Below are 18,142 nucleotides of genomic sequence, written 5' to 3' on the forward strand. Positions count from 1 at the left end.
GAAGGTTAAGGGGAGGGGTTAGCCCGCAAGGGCGAAGCTCCGAACCGAAGCCCCGGTAAACGGCGGCCGTAACTATAACGGTCCTAAGGTAGCGAAATTCCTTGTCGGGTAAGTTCCGACCTGCACGAATGGTGTAACGACCTGGGCGCTGTCTCGGCCGCGCGCTCGGTGAAATTGTGGTGCCGGTGAAGACGCCGGATACTCGCCACGGGACGGAAAGACCCCGTGCACCTTTACTGCAGCCTGGCATTGGCTTCTGTTAGGGCGTGTGTAGGATAGGCGGGAGGCTGAGAAGCCCGGGCGCCAGCTCGGGTGGAGCCGCCCTTGAAATACCGCCCTCGTTCTAATGGGAGTCTAACCTGCGGCCCTGAAGCGGGTCGAGGGACCGTGTCAGGTGGGCAGTTTGACTGGGGCGGTCGCCTCCTAAAGCGTAACGGAGGCTCCCAAAGGTCCCCTCAGCACGGTCGGCAATCGTGCGTAGCGTGTAAGGGCATAAGGGGGCTTGACTGCGAGACCGACAGGTCGAGCAGGGACGAAAGTCGGGCCTAGTGATCCGGCGGTTCCGCATGGAAGGGCCGTCGCTCATAGGATAAAAGGTACGCCGGGGATAACAGGCTGATCGGAGCCAAGAGTTCACATCGACGCTCCGGTTTGGCACCTCGATGTCGGCTCATCGCATCCTGGGGCTGGAGAAGGTCCCAAGGGTTGGGCTGTTCGCCCATTAAAGCGGTACGTGAGCTGGGTTCAGTACGTCGTGAGACAGTACGGTCCCTATCTGTGGCGAGCGCAGGAGGCTTGAGGGGAGCTGTCCTTAGTACGAGAGGACCAGGACGGACGGACCTCTAGTGTACCAGTTGTGCCGCCAGGTGCAGCGCTGGGTAGCTATGTCCGGATGGGATAAGCGCTGAAAGCATCTAAGCACGAAACCCACCCCAAGATGAGGCCTCCCTGAAGGGCCCTCCGAGATGAGGAGGTAGATAGGCGGCAGGTGTACGCGGGGTAACCCGTTGAGCCGAGCCGTACTAATAGCCCGTTCGACTTGAGCGCGGATTTTTACACCGCGCTGGACGCGCAGCCGCTTGTGCGTGCAAACGTCGCTACCCTCTGCTTCGCCGTGTCGAGCGTAGAGTTTGCTTTCCTGGTGGCTATACCGGACGGGAAACACCGCTTCCCATTCCGAACAGCGAAGTTAAGCCGTCCAGGGCCGATGGTACTGCCCAAGAGGGCGGGAGAGTAGGTCGCTGCCAGGAAGATTTTGGGCCCTCGCCCCACAGGGCGAGGGCCCTTCTTCTTTATGGGAAGATCCCTAGATCCAAGTACGCCGTGGCGATCTTGCGGATCGCGCTCACAAAAGCCGCTGTACGCAGCGTGCCCGTTCGGGGATCCCGCTTCCAGATCTCCCGAATTTGGTGATAGGCCGAGATCATCGTCTCCTCTAAGCCGGAGTTGACGATGTCCTCCTCGTCGGCGCCATGCGCAATCGACTGCCGTTCGTGCTCCGAGAAGGCGTGCCCTGTGGCGATTTCGACTGCCCGAAGCATGCGCCCCAGGCTGGCCTGCTCATAGCGCTTGCTGAGGCGCCCAAAGCGCACGTGCGAGAGGTTCTTGAGCCACTCGAAGTACGATACGGTCACTCCGCCCGCGCTAAGGTACAGGTCGGGCAAAATGAGCACGCCGCGGGCCGTAAGCAGCTCCTCGGCCTCTGGGGTGGTCGGGCCGTTGGCCGCTTCGGCGATGATCTTCGCCCGGATCCGGGGGGCGTTTTCGGCCGTGATCTGGTTCTCGAGCGCGGCCGGAATCAAGATGTCGCAGTCTACCTCCAACACGTCCTCCCGGCGTGGAAGCGCCCGAGCCTTGGGATATTCCGTAATGCGCCCACCCTCGGACAGAAACCGGTTTAGGTCCTCCACCTCGATTCCGTCTGGATGGTAGATGGCCCCGTCGGATTTGCCCACGGCCACGATCACGGCCCCGCCTTCCTGACAGAACTTGGCCGCATGATAGCCCACGTTGCCCCACCCTTGCACGGCCACGCGCTTGCCCGCTAGCCCCGGGCTGAGCCCGAGAGCCTTCATGTCTTCGGCCTGCGCGCAGGCCTCCCGGATGCCGAAGTAAGCCCCGCGCCCGGTGGCCTCTACGCGTCCTCGCACGCCCCCGGCGCTGATGGGCTTGCCCGTTACGCAGGCCATGGCGTCGATCTGATCGGGGAAGAAGGTGGCGTAGGTGTCGGCGATCCAGGCCATCTCCCGAGGTCCGGTGCCCACGTCCGGAGCAGGTACGTCGATCCCAGGCCCGATGAAGTGCTTTTTGATCAGCTCAGCCGTATAGCGACGCGTAATCGCCTCTAGCTCCTCTGCCGTATACGCTTTAGGATCGATCTTGACCGCCCCCTTGGCCCCCCCGAAGGGAACGTCCACCACGGCGCACTTGTACGTCATGAGGGAAGCCAGCGCCTTGACTTCGTCTTCGTCCACGTAGGGCGCGTACCGAATGCCGCCCTTAGTGGGAAGCTTGTGATGGCTATGCTCTACGCGCCAGCCCGTGATCACCTCTAGACCCCGACGCGTACGCACAGGGAAGTGAAAACGGTAGACCGCGTTGGGGACCTTGATCTGCTCCAGGAGCCCAGCCGGATACTCGAGCAGAGCCGCGGCTTTATCGAACTGGTGGTGTACGGTGGCATAGAATTGGGCGCCCGACATCGCAATGCCTCCTCTCAAAGCCGACACAGAGCGCCCCATGCTAGCAAGCCTTCGGCTAAAGTGCAACGGTTGAGCGGGAAAAAACTCGTGAAACCCGATCCTGCGGATTGCGTACACGTTCGGGAGCGGGCGGGGGTCATTATGCAACTCATGCGGCCAAACTGGGTGCTCATCGCTTTAGGTATTGCCTTGGTGGCCGCCGGCTTATGGAATGTGACGCGCCGCCGGAGTCCAGCGCAGCCCCACCAGGCGGCGGCCCATCCCGTCGTAGCCGAAGCTACAGAGAGGCAGCCGGAGCAGGAACTGCTGTGGTCTCAAGTCTTCTCCCTATCCCCAGGGGGGCGGTTTAGCCTGCGCACCGAAGGGGGCTCCGTTCGCCTTGAGGGAGGGGAGGGAGATTCGCTGGTGGTGCGCGTGCTGGTGCGCGGCGTCCGCGCAGAGCGAGCGCGCGCTTGGTGGAGACGCCATCATCTTGAGGTGCGGGCTTATCCTAATGAGGTCGCGATCGCGCACGAAAGCCCCCGACGGGAGGCGCTCTGGGAGGCTTTTCGGGACTATGAGCTCGAGTTTCACGTTCGCGCCCCTCGCGCGCTGCAAGCGCACCTTACAAGCGCCGGAGGCGACATCTTCGCCTCGGCCTTTGCGGGCAGGCTAGAGGCCCGCACGGCTGGGGGCGAAATCGAGCTTGTCGGGGTAGGCGGTGCGCTTGCGGTTCAGAGCAGCGGGGGAAACATCCGGCTGCGCGATTTTGCCGCCTCCGAGGCCCAGATCTCCGCCTCTGGGGGAGATATCCGGTTAGATAGCGGAAGGGCTGAGGATCTGCGCGTGCGCACAAGCGGCGGCGATATAAGGCTAAAGGCCGTCCGGGTGGGTCGAAGCCTGGCGCTAACCGCCTCTGGCGGGGATATCGAAGCGTGGCTTGCCGAGCTGGGCTCTGAGGTCAATTCCTTGAGGGCCGCCGGGGGCGATGTTGTGCTGTACCTGCCGCGATCGATCCCGTTGCGGATGCGGCTGCGGGGCGATCGGGTGCGCGTGGACTCGGCCCTCGCAGCTGCCCACGTCGTCTGGGAGGGCGGACGTTCCGGCATCCATCTGGAGCAAAGCCCCAAGGCGGAGGGGCGGCCCTTGGAGGTTCGCGCCTCTGGGGGCGCCATCTTGTTGCGTGCGCTGCGTTAAGAAGGAACGGTTGGGCGCGCGATTACGGCTTCGTACAGGGCCTCGTAGCGAGGCACGATTTGCTCGATTCCGTAGCGGGAGACGGCCCATGCGCGCGCCTGCGCGCGCAGGCGCTCCTGTAGCGCGGGGTTGGTGAGCACCTCATAGGCGTGTTCGGCCATGGCCGTTACGTCTCCGACGGGACACAGAAACCCCGTCTCGCCGTGCCGAATAAGCTCCGGAAGCCCGCCGGCGTCTGTTGAGATCACGGGCACCCCGCAGGCCATGGCCTCCAGGGCAGCTAGCCCGAAGGTTTCCGAGGCGCTCGGCATCAGGAACAGATCCGCGATCGCCAGGATCTCCTCCACCGGTTCTTGCTTACCCAAAAACCGAACGGCCTCGCAGGCGGCCAGCTCCCGGCAGAGCTGCTCCACCTGCGTGCGCTCCGGCCCGTCTCCGACCAATAGCAGCTTGGCCTGCAGGCCTCGCTCCAGAAGCCGCACGAGCACCCAGACGGCGTCCGAGACGCGTTTAAGCGGACGGAAGTTGGAGATGTGCACGAGCACTTTTTCGCCATTTGGGCAGAGGGCCTGCTTAAAGTGCGCCTTGTTGATGGGCCGAAACCGCTCCGTGTCGACGAAGTTGGGGATCACCACAATGGGGACGCGCACGCGAAAGTGCGCCTCCGTCTCCCGGCGCAGGTACTCGGAGACGGCCGTTACGGCGTCGCTCTGGTTGATGCTAAAGCGCACCACGGGTTCAAAGCTGGGGTCCTGGCCCACGAGCGTAATGTCCGTTCCGTGCAGGGTCGTGATGACCGGGATCCGGATCCCCTCCTCGGCCAGGATCTGCTTGGCTAGGTAGGCGCTCGTGGCGTGTGGGATCGCATAGTGCACGTGCAGCAGCTCCAGGTGCGCAAAGCGCACTGCGTCGACCATCTTGCTGGCCAGGTTCAGGTCGTAGGGGGGATACTCGAAGAGGGGATACTGCACGATCGGGACCTCGTGGTAGAAGATGCGCTCGCTAAAGCCCTCCAGGCGCATGGGCATGGCGTAGCTGATAAAGTGCACCTCGTGACCTCGACGGGCCAGGGCTTTGCCTAGCTCCGTAGCCACCACGCCCGATCCGCCATATGTGGGATAGCAGGAGATCCCGATACGCACGCCGCCTCTCCTTGTGCCCCGTTTACAACCCCATCGGACCCCGGGGGTTCCCGCTAACGAGGGGGCGCGCGTATCTTTAATGCAAAAAGATCATGGAGCCTATCGGAGCCGATCATCCCCAGTGGCGCGATTGGCGCTGGCAGATGCAGCATCGCATTCGCACCGAGGCCGAGCTAGCCCGCTACATTCGGCTGACCGAAGAGGAACGCCAGGCCCTGGAGCGCACCCGGGCTCATTTTCAGTGGGGGATCACCCCGTATTATGCGGCGCTCATGGATCCGGAGGACCCCCAATGCCCCGTGCGCCGGCAGGTGGTGCCCCGTATGGCGGAGCTGGACGATCCGATCGGGCTAGACCGCGAAGATCCGCTGGCGGAGCTAGAGCACGCGCCCGTAAAGAACCTGATTCACGTCTACCGAGATCGGGTGGCTTTCTGCGTGACGGCGGAATGCGCCCTATACTGCCGCTATTGCCTGCGCAAGCGCATGGTGGGCGATCCAGCCTTTTTTTTGAGTCGGGCCGAACGGCGGGAGGCGATCGCCTACGTCGCCGCCCATCCGGAGATCCGGGACGTGCTGCTGACGGGCGGCGATCCGCTGTCCTTGGGCGATGAGGCCTTAGAGGAGCTCATTCGAGAGCTGCGGGCTATTCCGCACGTGGAGCTCATCCGGCTGGGCACCCGATATCCCGTAACGCTTCCGTATCGGATCACGGAGGCCCTGTTGAGGCGCCTGGAGCCCTATCATCCGATCTGGGTCAACACGCACTTCAATTGCGCCAAGGAGATCACCCCGGATGCGGCCGAGGCGGTGGATCGGCTATTGCGACACGGCTTTCCCGTAGGCAACCAGAGCGTGTTGCTGCGGGGCATCAACGACACCCCAGAGCAGATGCGGGCGCTGCTAGCGGGCCTTGTGCGCAGCCGCGTGCGGCCCTATTACCTCTATCAGGCCCAACTGGTGGGGGGTACGGCGCACTTTCGCACCTCCATCGAGCGAGGCCTTTGGATTATGCGCGAGCTGCAGGGGCGTATTACGGGCTTTGCCATCCCGCGTTATGTGCTCGATACCCCCTTCGGCAAAGTACCCCTGACCAGGGACTACATCTTGGGCCGCTCCGGAGATTACGTCGCCGTGCGGGCCTACGACGGCCGGGTTTGGCTTGAGTACAACCCGCTTGCGGAGGAGGATCGGGATCTGCCCGTTCAGCTTCCGAGTGTGGAGATCGACCCCAGCTGGCCCACGTATGTGCCCGCGCCTGCGAAGCCCCGCCCGTAGGCCGCAACTTCGCCTTGAGGGTTCCGTTTAAGAAAGGGCGTCTAAGGGGGCCTTCCGTACATGAGCCAACGCATACGCCGCTGGGCGCTAGAGTGGTACGAAGGCGTGCGCATGGCCCTGGAGGCCATCCGCGCCCACCGGCTGCGCAGCCTGCTTACCACGCTCGGCATCATCATTGGGATCGTCTCCGTTACGGCCATGTTCACCACCATCGACGGCATCAACCGGGGCTTTGAGCGCACCATGGCCATGATGGGCACGAACGTGTTGTACGTGCAGAAATGGCCATGGGGCTTTGGGGAGGGCGAATATCGGTGGTGGGAGTACATCAACCGCCGGGCTATAGAGCCGGCCTATGCGGAGCAGATTTTGGCCCTCTCCCAATACGCCACGGCCGTGGATGTGGGGGTGTCCACGCGGCGGACGGTGCGGTACCGGGACCGAAGCGCGGAGATAAGCGTGCAAGGCCGATCCGCGTACATGCCGCTTGTCTCCAACGCCGAGGTGGCCGAGGGGCGGTTCTTTACCGAGACCGAAGACCGAGCCGCGCGCTTTGTGGCGGTATTGGGTGCGGAGGCGGCCGAGGCGCTCTTCCCCAACGAAAGTCCCTTGGGCAAGCGCCTTTATGTCGGCTCGTATCGCTTTGAGGTCATAGGCGTGCTGGCCGTGCAGGGGCGGGCTTTGGGTCTGTTCCGCGTTGACAACATGGTCATCATACCCTTTAACACGTTCCGGCGGCTTTTTGGCACGCGGGACCGGGACGTTACGATCACGGTCAAATATCCGAGCGCGCAACTGCTCCCCGAAGCCCGGGAGGAGCTGCGCGGAATTATGCGGCGGCTGCGTGCGCTGCGACCCGAGCAGCCCGATGACTTTTCGATCAACGAGCAGGAGATGATCCGGCGCCAATACGAACAGGTGACGGCCGTGATCTACGCCGTTGGCATCGGGCTTACGGCTCTCTCGCTCCTTGTGGGCGGCATCGGGGTGATGAACATTATGTTCGTCTCCGTGCGCGAACGCACGCGCGAAATCGGCATTCGCCGCGCCGTTGGGGCCAAGGCGCGGGCCATCTTGTGGCAATTTTTGGTAGAGGCTATCGTGGTCTGCTCTCTGGGGGGCGCGGTCGGGATTGCGCTTGCGGCCCTCGTAACCTGGGGCATCAACCGGATATTCACCGCCTATATGAGCCCCGCGACCGTGGCTTTGGCCTTCGGGATTTGCGTGCTGACGGGGATCGTCTTCGGGTACCTGCCCGCTCGCCAAGCGGCCCGCGTTGATCCCGTGGAGGCGCTGCGCTATGAGTAGAGCTCCTCTTATGCCGGTGCTAGAGGCCTTCCGGATGGCCTGGGATGCCCTGCAGGCCAACCGGCTGCGTTCCGGTCTCACGTTGTTGGGCATCGCGATAGGGGTCTTCGCCATCATCGCCTCCGTTACGGCCGTGGGGGTGATCGACCGCTACTTTCGCGACACAACGCGGTTTTTGGGCTCCAACGTGTTTATCGTGCAGGACCGGCCCAGCGTGGAGATCAGCACAGGCGATCGCCGGCCCCGCACCAATCCCCCTATCACGTATGAGCAGGCCCTGGAATTCCGGCGCCGGGCTACTTTGCCTTTGGCCGTGGGGATCTCGGATTGGTTTGGCGTAGAGCGAATCCGCTATGCGGATCGTCGCACCGAGCCCAACGTGGAGGTCTGGGGAGGCGACGAGTACTTCCTGGCCCACCTATCATATGAGCTAGCCGAGGGCCGGAACCTGACCGCAGACGACGTCCATTACGCCCGCTCCGTGGTTTTGCTCGGCCACGAGGTGGCCGAAAAGCTCTTTCCCGACCGAAGCCCGCTGGGCAAAATCGTCAAAATCGGCGGCGTGAGCTTTCAAGTTGTGGGCGTGGTCGCGCGCAAGGGCTCCGCTTTTGGCCAGAGCCAAGATCGCTTTGTGGTGGCTCCGATTACGCGGCTTTTTCAGGTTTATGGCTCCTACAGAACCACGCCCACCGGAGAGCTAGTGCCACGCTCCATGTTGATCAGTTTTGAGGCGCCGAGCTTGGAGCTTCGGCAGGCCACGCGGGAGGAGGCCACGGGTCTATTGCGTCAAATCCGCCGCCTGCGGCCTGAGGAGCCCGATAATTTCTACATCGACACGAACGAGTCCATAGCTCAGGCCGTCACCTTTTTCACCCCCTATCTTACGGCCGGTGGGGTCTTGATCGGCAGTATCGCCTTGCTTGCGGCCGGGATCGGGATCATGAACATTTTGCTCGTCTCCGTGACCGAACGCACGCGCGAGATCGGCATCCGGATGGCCGTGGGCGCGCGCAGGCGCGATATCCTGTGGCAGTTTCTGCTCGAGGCCATCTTCATCTGTGAGCTCGGAGGGGCTGTGGGGATCCTGTTGGGCGTTTTGGGCGGCAACGTGATGGCCTGGCAGTTTGACATCCGGCCGGTTTTTCCTTGGGGCTGGGCTATCGGCGGGGTCTTGGCTATGACGGCCATAGGGCTTTTGTTTGGCGTCTACCCCGCCGCCCGGGCCGCCCGGTTGGATCCGGTTGAGGCGCTGCGTTATGAGTAGCGCAGGCACTTGAGTTTTTGTTCGTTTCTGCTTACTATCGCCAGACGATAAGGGGGGGAGTCTAAAACGTAGGGAGGACGTCTATGCGGCTTCCTATCCTCTGCTGGCTCGGTGTGGCATGGGGCGCTTTGGCGGCCTGTGATCTTATCCCAGAAGCCCCGAATGTAAACGTGCAACCTAGCCTCAGCCTGGCTTTGGTGCGGGAGCTGGAGTATCAGTTCCTGGGCCGCGGCAGAAAAGTGTTTCTGGACAGCACCCGTGAGGCGGTGGGCAAGCTTTTTGACGCCCAGCCCGGAACGGGGCGCGTCTTTTTGGGCCTGGAACAAGATGCCGATATCGGACAGTTCGACGCCGCCATCCCTGCGCTTACGATCCGGGGTGTCTCGATCGAGATGAGCAATCAGGTCTCCGTTGTCTCCGGGGGGTTGATCGTCTCCGAGGACAACGTGCGCTTCGCCCCGGGGGATTTTGTGGCCTTCTCCGATGGTCGCATCGAGATCCCCGAGATCCGCAACACGGAGCCGGTGGCCTATGAGTTCGTGCGCATTGTGCTTAAAGGGCTGCGCAGGGCCCCGTTTGGCCCCGCCGACTCCGTCGTGATCCGCTTCGAAGGCGCGGTCGACCGGCCGGATCAATACCTGTTTCGGCGCCTGGAAGCAGGCGAGGTGCGTCGGGGGATCCAGATACCCGTTCGGGGCATGCGGCTTTACCCGGTTCGCGGTCAGCTGGGCTACGATGTTTTCGCCCGACCCACGCAGTTTCGCGCCGAGTCCAACCCGCGGGCCATAGTCATCCAGCTCGGCGTCGAGCGCGTGGCCGTAAGCCAAGTGCAGGCGCGCCTGGTGCCCCGTACGATCCTGCTCTCGGAGGACCGCAACAGAGACGGCCGGCTGGATATCGCTCGCGTAGAGGAATCCCGCATCACGCGCCTTTCGGATCTGCGCAACCTCTCGCAGGTCATCCAGAACCTCAAGCTCTCGGGAGCCCAGATGACCCTCGAATACCAGACGAACTTGCTCATGGGTGGGGTCTTGTATGGGGTCTTCGAGGGCCGCCGAGCCGATGGCTCGCGCATCGAGCTTGTGGGCCGAGGACCTTACGCCCTGACGGCCGCCGACACCGTAGGGGGGTTTCTCAGGGGAGGGCAGGCGATCCGGCCCACGATCAAGTTTCCGCTTCCCCGACCGGCCTCCGCCACGCAGACGATACGGCTTCTGCTGGATGACGGCAACAGCAACCTGAGCCAGTTTCTGAGCGCCCTGCCCGTAGAAGTGCGCTTTACGGGCAAGTTTCTGCTCAACCCCACAGGCGAGGCCGTCGTGCTCAACACCCCCGTAACGTTCCGAGCTCGGATCCGCTTTCAGCTCCCCTTGAGTCTGGAAAACACGCTGGCTGATCCCGTGGTGCTTACGGACACGGTGGAGGCCGATCTGAGTGATCTACCCAAAAACGAGCCGCAGGATGAGCTGCGGCTGCTTTCCGGACGGGTGCGCCTGAGCTACCGGAATGGGCTTCCGATGGGCATTCGGATCTCCGAAATCGGCTTCTTGGATGAGGCCCGAAGGCCGTTAGCCGTTCGGATCCCCAAGCCGGGCCAGGTGCTCGAGCTCAGTCCTGCTCCGGTGGATGCGGCCGGGCTCTCCTCAGGCCGGGCGACGGGCGCACTCGAAATCGGCCTGGAAGAGTCGGAGCTCAACCTCCTGCATCGGACCCGACACCTGCGGCTCGTCCTGCGCGCCGGAGCCGCTCGCCCGGGCGCTGTGATCCGAGCCCAAGACCGCCTTGCGGTGGATCTCACAGCAAGCCTGCAACTTAACGTAAAGGTGCGGCCATGAAAGCACAAGTCGGGGCAGTAGCCATGGGCCTGCTGTTGCAGGCGAGCGCGCTTCAGGCGCAGTGGGCCGCTACCCCTCGGGGGCTTGCGGCCGGGGGGCTGGGGGTGGTCTGGGAGACGGGTGTATACGGGCTTTTGGCCAATCCAGCCAATTTGGCCTGGTCGGATCGCCCCGGAGCCGTCACGATCGCCCTGGGCACCCTTGGGGTGGGCCTGGATGCAAACCTGTTCCCCAAGTCCGTATACGATCGATACTTCATCGGGGGGGAGACGCTCGGGTCCGATCGGGCCGATGCGGTGCTCCGCGAATGGTTTGGGCCCAGCGCGGAGCGGCAGCTGTATAGCCAGGTGGACCTGGTGCCGATCGGGATCGGGCTTCGAACATCCGGCGTGGGCTTCGGCCTGGCTCTGCGCAGCCGCCTGGCCATCAGCCAGCGCCTGAGTCGGGGGTGGCTGGATCTGGTGCTGAAGGGCACGGCTCCGGATCGGGAGCTAGAGCTCAATCTCGACGGGATCCTGCTGCATTACACGGAGCTGACCGCTGGGATCGCGTTGCCCATCTGGCGCTCCGATTCAGAAGGCGCCCTTTATGTGGGCGTCGCCCCCCGTATCGTGCTGCCCATGACGTACGGGCAGGCTGAACTGAGCTCAACCCTCGCCATCAGCAGCGGAGGGCAAGAGCTCCGCCATCGCTATCGGATCGAGGTGCGCACGGCCGGAGAGCTGACCAGGCGCTGGAACGCGTGGTTGGATGAGGAGTCCGTCTCCGGCTCCTGGAGCGTACTCAGCCCCACGGGCAGCGGATGGGGGGTGTCTGTGGGGTTGGCCTACCGGAGGCCAAACTGGGTGGCGGCGGTGGCGCTAAACGACCTGGGACAGGCGCAGCTGACCAAACAGGCACAGCGGGCCACGAACAAAGTTTCCGAGTTTCTGTACCGGGGCATACGCCTGGATCCGGATAAGCTCAAAGAGCGCTTCAACAACGACCTGGGCGAGTACGTGCGCGCTTTTTGGGAGGATAGCGTCCTAAGCGTCCACTACCGCGCCTTCAATCGCCAATCGGAGTCTTTGCGCGTGCCGCTTCCGGCGCACGTGCAGGGGGGGTTTGCGTATAGGCCCGCCGGCCCCCTGCGCGTGGCCTTGGCTGCGGGCCTGGGCCTGACGGAGACGGCGCCGCCGGCCGCGTTGGGGCTGGGGCTAGAGTACCGACTGGGCGGCGAGGGCTTCTTCATCCCCCTGCGGGCGGGCTTGCAGGTGGGCGGTCATGTGCCCTGGGCCCTGACCGGCGGGTTGGGGCTGATCAACTCCCGCACCCTGGACCTAGATTGGGGGCTGCTGTTGCACCCAAGCGGCAGTTCGGGCTACCGGGTGCGCGTGGGCCTGGGCACGCTCACCTTGCGCTTTTAGCTTCATGATTCTCTCCGTAGGCTTGCTATGCGTTTCCCTAGTCGCGGCGGCCGAGGATTCCAGCTGGTGGCTGCGCCAGGATGTACGGCTACTGCGCGCTATAAACGGGATAGAGGATCCGATCTGGGGCGGTTTGCTTTCGGCCGCCAACGCCTCCGCTTACCCCGTTTTTCTGGGTGCGCCCCTCAGTATGTGGGCGACGGGGTTTGTGCGGCGCGATGAGCGCTGGCTTCGGGCCGGGATCCGTTTGGCGCTCATAGAAGGGGTGGTGGCCGGAGCTGTTTTCGGTCTTAAGCGCGCCATCGGACGCAAACGCCCCTATTGGGTGCTTCTGGACCTACGACGCAGCCCTCCGGAACCCTCCCGGTCCGATTCCTATGCGATGCCCAGCGGTCATGCGGCGCTCGCCTTCGCTGTGGCGACTGGAGGGGCGCTGGAGGCTCGGCGCTGGGCCGTGAGCGCCTCCTTGTACGCATGGGCCGCTCTAGTGGCCTTGGCGCGGCCTTATTATGGGGCGCACTATCCCTCGGATGTGATCGTGGGGGCCGCGCTGGGAGCGGGCCTCTCCTGGGGGGTGCGCGAAGCGCTACGCCACTGGGGATGGCCTTAAGCAGCGTTTGGGCCTCGGTTCAAACCAAGGCTTCCCCTCCGGTGAGCTCGCGCAAAGCGCGTCGGGTGTGTCGATAGGCCTCCTGGAGTTGGCCAACGAGGTAGCGAGCGCGCAAGGGCTCTCCCCCCCGCGCTTCCTTTTCGAGCTCCTCGCAGAGTTGGCGCATCGCTTCTGCTCCGATGCTAGCCGAACCACCCTTGAGGGTATGGGCCTCGCGGTAAAGCTGTTCCCAGTGGCCGGTATGCACCAGCTGTTCCATAACGCGCAGCCGTTCCCGGGCATCCTCCAGAAAGCTTTCGACCAGCTCGCGCAAAAACGCTCCGTCGCTTGTCTCATCGATCGCCTGTAGCTCCGCGATCACGGCCCGATCCAGCACAGTCTCCAGAGGGGGTGTGGGCTGTGCGGAGGGCTCAGCCTCGGCAAGAGGTAGCCACTGCCGCAACAGCTCAAGCAGAAGCCCAGGCCGGATGGGTTTGGCCAGGTAGTCGTTCATGCCCGCCTGGAGGAACCGCTCCCGGTCCCCGCTCATGGCGTGCGCGGTAAGCGCGATCACCGGCGTCTGGATGCCCATCTGACGCAGCCGCCGCGTGGCCTCTAGTCCGTCCATCTCGGGCATCTGCACATCCATGAGGATCAGATCAAACCGAGCGCGTCGAAGGGCGTCGAGCGCCTCCTTGCCGTTGCCCGCGGTGATCACAGACAGGTTTAGGCGCTCAAGCATCGTAGAGGCGATCTTCTGGTTGACCGGGTTGTCCTCGACCAGCAAGACCCGGTAGCGCTCTTTGGGCCAGGGAGGGCTAAGCTCCTCACCGGGCTCAAGCGGAGTTTTCTGTGGGCCATCTGAGGCGCTGGGGCGGTCGGCGGGGCTAGGGGGAAGCGCCCGCAGCTGTTTGGCCAGCTCCGAGGCTCGAATAGGTCTATACAGGCACCTTCGGATCCCGAGCATGGCCAGCTTGGCTTGGTCCACCGCAGCCGAGGAGGACAGGAGCACGATCGGTAGCTCGCGAAAACGGGGCTCAGCCCGGATGGCGCGCGCCGTATCGTAGCCGTCCCAATCCGGCATGTTGAGATCAAGCAGCACCCCGTGAAAGGGACGGCCTGCAAGGAGTGCGCCTTTGAGCGCCTCCAGCCCAGCACGGCCTGAAGGGGCGGATTCGGCCTCGGCTCCCAAGGCGCGCAACATGCGCACGAGCGCGCTGCGGTTAGCCGGATGGTCGTCGATAACGAGCCACCGATGGCCGGCTAAATGGGATTGCGCCTGCTCCTCTTCTTCCTCTGCATACGAGAAGGGGAGCTCGATCCAGAACGCGCTTCCTTTCCCTGGTTCACTTTCGGCCCCGATGCGGCCGCCCATGAGCTCTACCAGCTGTTTGGAGATCGCCAGTCCCAGTCCCGTTCCCCCGTATTGGCGGCTGATTAGGCGATCGGCCTGCTCAAATGGCTCAAAGAGCCGCGCTAGCTGATCGCTAGCGATGCCGATGCCCGTATCGTGTACGGTGATCCGGATCCAGAGCGTTTGGGCTTCCTCGCGTAGCACCTCGGTCCAGATCAACACATGGCCCTGATGGGTGAACTTGACGGCGTTGGAGACCAAGTTGAGCAACACCTGACGCACCCGATCCGGATCGCCTTGAAGCCGCGCTGGCAGCGACGGGGGCAGGATGTAGCCTATCTCGAGGCCCTTCTGACGCACGATGGGTCCGAGCAACTCCAAGACCTCGCGCAGGAGCTCCTCTAGACAGAAGGGGGCGATCTCGAGTTTCAGGCGGCCGGATTCGATCCGGGATAGGTCCAGCAGGTCGTTGATGAGGGCCAGGAGCATCTCGGCCGATTGCCGGGCACCTTCCAGGTATTCGTTGCGCTCGCCTTCGTCTCGGTATGCCCCTTGCGTTATGAGGTCCAGGTATCCGATTACGCCGTTCAGGGGGGTGCGGATTTCATGGCTTACAGAGGCCAAGAAGGCGCTTTTGGCGCGGTTGGCCGCTTGGGCCTGCTCGGCTAGTTCGCGGGCCAGCTGAACGGCCTCTTCTAGCTGCAGTTTCTGCGCCGCTAGCTCTGCTGTGGCCAAGCGCAGCTCGGTGACGTCACGCAAGAAGACCTGCCAGAGCACCTTCTCGTCATTGAGCGGGATCCGAGATGCTCGGAGGCTGGCGATGAACAATTTGCCGTCTTGGCGACAGAAGGTGAGCTCTTGCTCTATGAGCGGTTTGTCTTGGCTCAGCAGATGGTCTAAAAGAGGCTCTTGGCAGGAGCGTGAGATAGCCTGCAGGCTCGCCAGAGGCCGACCGTGTAGTGCTTCGGGTCTATAGCCGAAGGCGGCCGCGGCGCGTTCGTTGGCCTCGACGATGCGCCCCGCCTTGTCGAGCACCAGGATCGGATCCGGTGCGCTCTCAAATAGGTTTCGGTAGCGGCGTTCTTGCTCTCTGAGGGCTTGCTGGGCCAGGCGGGCTTCCGTGATGTCCTCGGCGACGCAATGAAAGCCCACCACTTGATCGTGCTCCCAAAGAAGCGAACAGCGCTGCCGCAGCCAGAGCTGCCGTCCAGTGGGCAGCTTGAGGGCGATTTCAAGCTTCGTCTGCGGGGTGCGGCTGAGAAACTGGCGCAGATAAAAGCGCTGCACGCGCCCACGCTGGGCCGGCTCCAATAGGTCCGTATAGCGAAGCCCGCGGAGCGTCTCCAAGTTCATGCCCACTACTTGGCAGGCCATAGGGTTAGCATAGGTGAAGCGGCCCTCCAGGTCGAAGCTGTAGATCATAAGCGGGGCGTGTTCGACCAGGCTCCGATAGCGCGCCTCCGAGTCGGCTAGCGTTTTTTCCAGTTCGATCCGGGCCGTTATCTCCTGTACCCATAAGGCGGAGCCAATTACGCGCCCTGCGGGGTTTCGTAGAGGGGTAGCCTGCCAGTGGCACCAGATACGGCGCCCATCGGGGCGCGTGATTTCCCAGAGGCCCCCCCGCGGTTCTCCCAACGATAGGGTCGCACCGATCTGCGAAGACAGTACCCCTCCGGCCGTTAGTTTGCACCAATCCTGCCCCCGTAGGGCCGCGGCGTCTTGATCGAAGATCTTGCTTGCTGCTTGATTCGCATACAAAATGCGGCCCTCTGTGTCGCAGAGAAGCAGCCCCCAGGGGGCATCTGCGAGCAAGGGCGCGACAAACACCTCAGGCAGACGTGCCGCTCTCATGGCTGTCCAATACGGATCGAGCTTTGGGTGCAACAAAGATCAAGCCATAAACTTCACATGGGGACAGAGCAAAGTAAAACACGACCCGGGCGCTTCTTGAGGTGGGCTTCCCGGCCAAGCGAGTGAAAAAGTGTAACTATTTGCTTTTGGGGGCCCTCGTTTCGGGGATTGTGCGAAGCGCCTCTGTCGGGATATCTTCCCTATAGAGCCACGGCAAGGAGGGCCGTCATGACGCAGGATATCGTGAGGGAGGTGCTACAGCTGTTGCCCTATCCGTTTTTTGCCTTCAGCACCCGATATCAAGATGAGATCAACGCCTTCGCGGGAAACTGGCTGACGCAGTGTTCCTTTGAACCTCGGCTTGTGGCTTTCGGATTGCAACGGGAGGCGTATTCGTACGAGCTATGTCGCCAAAGCGGGGTCTTCGCGGTCAGCTTGTTTACCAAGGAGGGGGCCGAGGCGCTGCAGCGCGTCGTGGGAAGCCGGCGCAAGCGGCCCGATAAGATGGCTCAGATCGCCTACCGGCCTGGGCCCGCTACCGGATGTCCGATTCTGGAGGGCGCGGCGGCCTGGTTTGAGTGCCGGGTGCGGCAGTGGGTGCAGACGGGGGGCGATCATGATCTTGTGATCGGCGAGGTGGTGGCGGCTGGCTTGGAGCGGCCTAACACGCGCGTTCAGGACGTGCTGCTGGTCTCAGATTTGGGCTGGAGCTACGCAGGGTAGCAAAGTCCGTTTTCTTTTTCTTGCGGCTATATTCCCTGCGCCGTATTTTAAACCCCGCAAGGAGTGCGCTCGCTTTCGCTGGGGGATCGGTTATCGTATGGCACAACAGAAAGGGCAGATGTATGCGTGCACTCAGCGTTTTCGCCTTGCTTTTTACGCTAGTCTCCATCACGCACGGACAGACGGAGCGCAAGCTGTGGGTGGGGCTGAACGTCGGACTTCCTTCCTACGTGGGCGATTACAATCGTATTGGGACCGCCGTGGGCGGTAACGCCTTCCAGCTTGTAACGGGACGCTGGATGGCAAGCGCACAGCTGGGATACGAGCTTTCCCGCACCCTGGGGTTGCGTTTTGCGCTGGGCTATGGGGAGGCGCACTATGAGCCCTCTGGCGGCAACTTCCCCCGGGGGGCGACGGTGCCCTTTCATACCACGATTTTGCCCATTGAGGGCCAGTTGCTATACAGCTTCGCCCCGGCTGCCACGGTAAACCCCTACGCCTTTTTGGGTCTCGGGGCTCTGTACTATCAACCCTTCGACAACCGGGACAACAAGCTGCGCGATGGGTCCGTTACGCTCTTGGTGCCGATCGGGGCGGGCCTGGAATTTGCTTTATCGCGCCGACTGTCGCTCCTTTTGGAGGTGGGGTACCGGCACACCCAGAGCGACTACCTGGAGAACTACAGCGCCGGTTCGAAGGACGTCTTTGGCACTAAAATTTTGACCGGGGACGCTCTGCTTACCTACAGCGCCGGCTTGCGGCTGAACATAGGCAGCGCCCCGCCGCCGCCTCCGCCGCCTCCGTCGCCTGTTGTGAACAACCCACCGGTTTGGCGCAGCCTGCCGGATCAGACCGGTATGGTCGGAGAGCGCATGGTGGTCGCGGTGCAGGCTTCTGATCCGGATGGGGATCCCCTTACGCTGCGGGCTCTGTCCCTGCCTCAAGGGGCGCAGTTTCGGGATCTGGGCAACGGCGCAGGGCAGATCACCTGGACGCCCACGGAGGCCCAAGTGGGCGCACACACAGCGGAACTAGAGGCCTCCGACGGTAAAGCTCGCACATCGGGTCGGCTTCGTTTGACGGTTCAAGCTCGGCCCGCGCCGCCGCCTGCGCTTACGGAGCTCAATACGGTCTTCTTTGATTTCGACAAAGCGGACATCGACGCCGAGGCCGCGCGGCTATTGGATGAGAACGTGCGTTTGTTGCAGCAGAATCCGCAGTACATGGTCCGCATCGACGCCTACACCGATTACGTGGGCACGGCCCAGTACAACCTGCGCCTGAGCCAGCGCCGAGCTGAGGCCGTACGGCGCTATTACGAAAGCCGGGGCATTGATCCGGCCCGCATCACAGCTCGGGGGCTTGGCTTCTACCCTCAGCGCTGCGGACCGGCCGAGCAGGATCCGGGTCCGGGTTGCCGCTGGATGCGCAGGGCCATTAGCGTGCCTCTACCTCCGAGTACGCCTTGACATTGAGAAAAAAGAGGCGGGGCGGATCCGATCCGCCCCGCCTCTT

General features: G+C 63.1%; 12 protein-coding genes and 2 rRNA genes. 11 read left to right on the forward strand and 3 right to left on the reverse strand.

Features of this window, described 5'->3' with window-relative positions; all coding sequences use genetic code 11:
- Positions 1 to 1,047, forward strand: a 23S ribosomal RNA gene (locus tag NZ993_00905); the annotation flags it as partial.
- A 90-nt stretch (positions 1,048 to 1,137) separates the two neighbouring features.
- Positions 1,138 to 1,250: ribosomal RNA gene (rrf, locus tag NZ993_00910) — 5S ribosomal RNA — on the forward strand.
- Positions 1,251 to 1,292: 42 nt separating this feature from the next.
- Here the strand turns inward: rrf and NZ993_00915 are convergent.
- Positions 1,293 to 2,702, reverse strand: coding sequence for a Glu/Leu/Phe/Val dehydrogenase (locus NZ993_00915; GenBank protein ID MCS7154357.1), 1,410 nt, complete (start codon positions 2,700 to 2,702; stop codon positions 1,293 to 1,295).
- A gap of 87 nt (positions 2,703 to 2,789) precedes the next feature.
- Here NZ993_00915 and NZ993_00920 point away from each other — a divergent pair, with 87 nt between their 5' ends.
- On the forward strand, positions 2,790 to 3,878 hold the full coding sequence (locus NZ993_00920) for a DUF4097 domain-containing protein (GenBank protein MCS7154358.1): 1,089 nt from the start codon (positions 2,790 to 2,792) through the stop codon (positions 3,876 to 3,878).
- Here NZ993_00920 and bshA read toward each other — a convergent pair.
- A complete protein-coding gene (gene bshA / locus NZ993_00925; protein ID MCS7154359.1) occupies positions 3,875 to 5,020 on the reverse strand; it encodes an N-acetyl-alpha-D-glucosaminyl L-malate synthase BshA in 1,146 nt (381 codons plus the stop codon). The genes NZ993_00920 and bshA overlap by 4 nt on opposite strands.
- Before the next feature lie 92 nt (positions 5,021 to 5,112).
- On the opposite strand from bshA, the gene NZ993_00930 reads away from it, so the two are divergent.
- The 6 genes from NZ993_00930 to NZ993_00955 all read left to right on the forward strand — a co-directional run bounded on the left by NZ993_00930 (position 5,113) and on the right by NZ993_00955 (position 12,720).
- Entirely contained in the window at positions 5,113 to 6,297 is a 1,185-nt protein-coding gene (locus NZ993_00930; GenBank protein MCS7154360.1) for a KamA family radical SAM protein, read from the forward strand.
- Positions 6,298 to 6,357: 60 nt separating this feature from the next.
- A complete protein-coding gene (locus NZ993_00935; GenBank protein ID MCS7154361.1) occupies positions 6,358 to 7,605 on the forward strand; it encodes an ABC transporter permease in 1,248 nt (415 codons plus the stop codon).
- Complete coding sequence (locus tag NZ993_00940; GenBank protein ID MCS7154362.1) at positions 7,598 to 8,869, forward strand: ABC transporter permease; 1,272 nt, start codon at positions 7,598 to 7,600, stop codon at positions 8,867 to 8,869. The genes NZ993_00935 and NZ993_00940 overlap by 8 nt, the downstream gene beginning before the upstream one ends.
- 83 nt (positions 8,870 to 8,952) lie before the next feature.
- Positions 8,953 to 10,704, forward strand: a complete 1,752-nt coding sequence (locus NZ993_00945; protein ID MCS7154363.1) for a hypothetical protein — start codon at positions 8,953 to 8,955, stop codon at positions 10,702 to 10,704.
- Complete coding sequence (locus tag NZ993_00950; GenBank protein ID MCS7154364.1) at positions 10,701 to 12,110, forward strand: hypothetical protein; 1,410 nt, start codon at positions 10,701 to 10,703, stop codon at positions 12,108 to 12,110. Before NZ993_00945 ends, NZ993_00950 begins: the two co-directional genes overlap by 4 nt.
- Before the next feature lie 4 nt (positions 12,111 to 12,114).
- Complete coding sequence (locus NZ993_00955; GenBank protein ID MCS7154365.1) at positions 12,115 to 12,720, forward strand: phosphatase PAP2 family protein; 606 nt, start codon at positions 12,115 to 12,117, stop codon at positions 12,718 to 12,720.
- Positions 12,721 to 12,739: 19 nt separating this feature from the next.
- On the opposite strand, the gene NZ993_00960 is transcribed toward NZ993_00955, so the two are convergent.
- Positions 12,740 to 15,904, reverse strand: coding sequence for a PAS domain S-box protein (locus NZ993_00960; protein MCS7154366.1), 3,165 nt, complete (start codon positions 15,902 to 15,904; stop codon positions 12,740 to 12,742).
- A 228-nt stretch (positions 15,905 to 16,132) separates the two neighbouring features.
- Here NZ993_00960 and NZ993_00965 point away from each other — a divergent pair, with 228 nt between their 5' ends.
- The gene (locus NZ993_00965) at positions 16,133 to 16,627 is read left to right on the forward strand and encodes a flavin reductase family protein (GenBank protein ID MCS7154367.1); all 495 of its coding nucleotides are present in this window, start codon (positions 16,133 to 16,135) and stop codon (positions 16,625 to 16,627) included.
- 122 nt (positions 16,628 to 16,749) lie between these two features.
- Positions 16,750 to 18,096 carry an OmpA family protein gene (locus NZ993_00970; GenBank protein MCS7154368.1) on the forward strand — a complete coding sequence of 449 codons (1,347 nt, stop codon included), beginning with the start codon at positions 16,750 to 16,752 and terminating at the stop codon, positions 18,094 to 18,096.
- Positions 18,097 to 18,142 lie beyond the last annotated feature (46 nt).

The sequence above is a fragment of the Bacteroidota bacterium genome, from assembly GCA_025059945.1.
GTDB lineage: Bacteria > Bacteroidota > Rhodothermia > JANXDC01 > JANXDC01 > JANXDC01.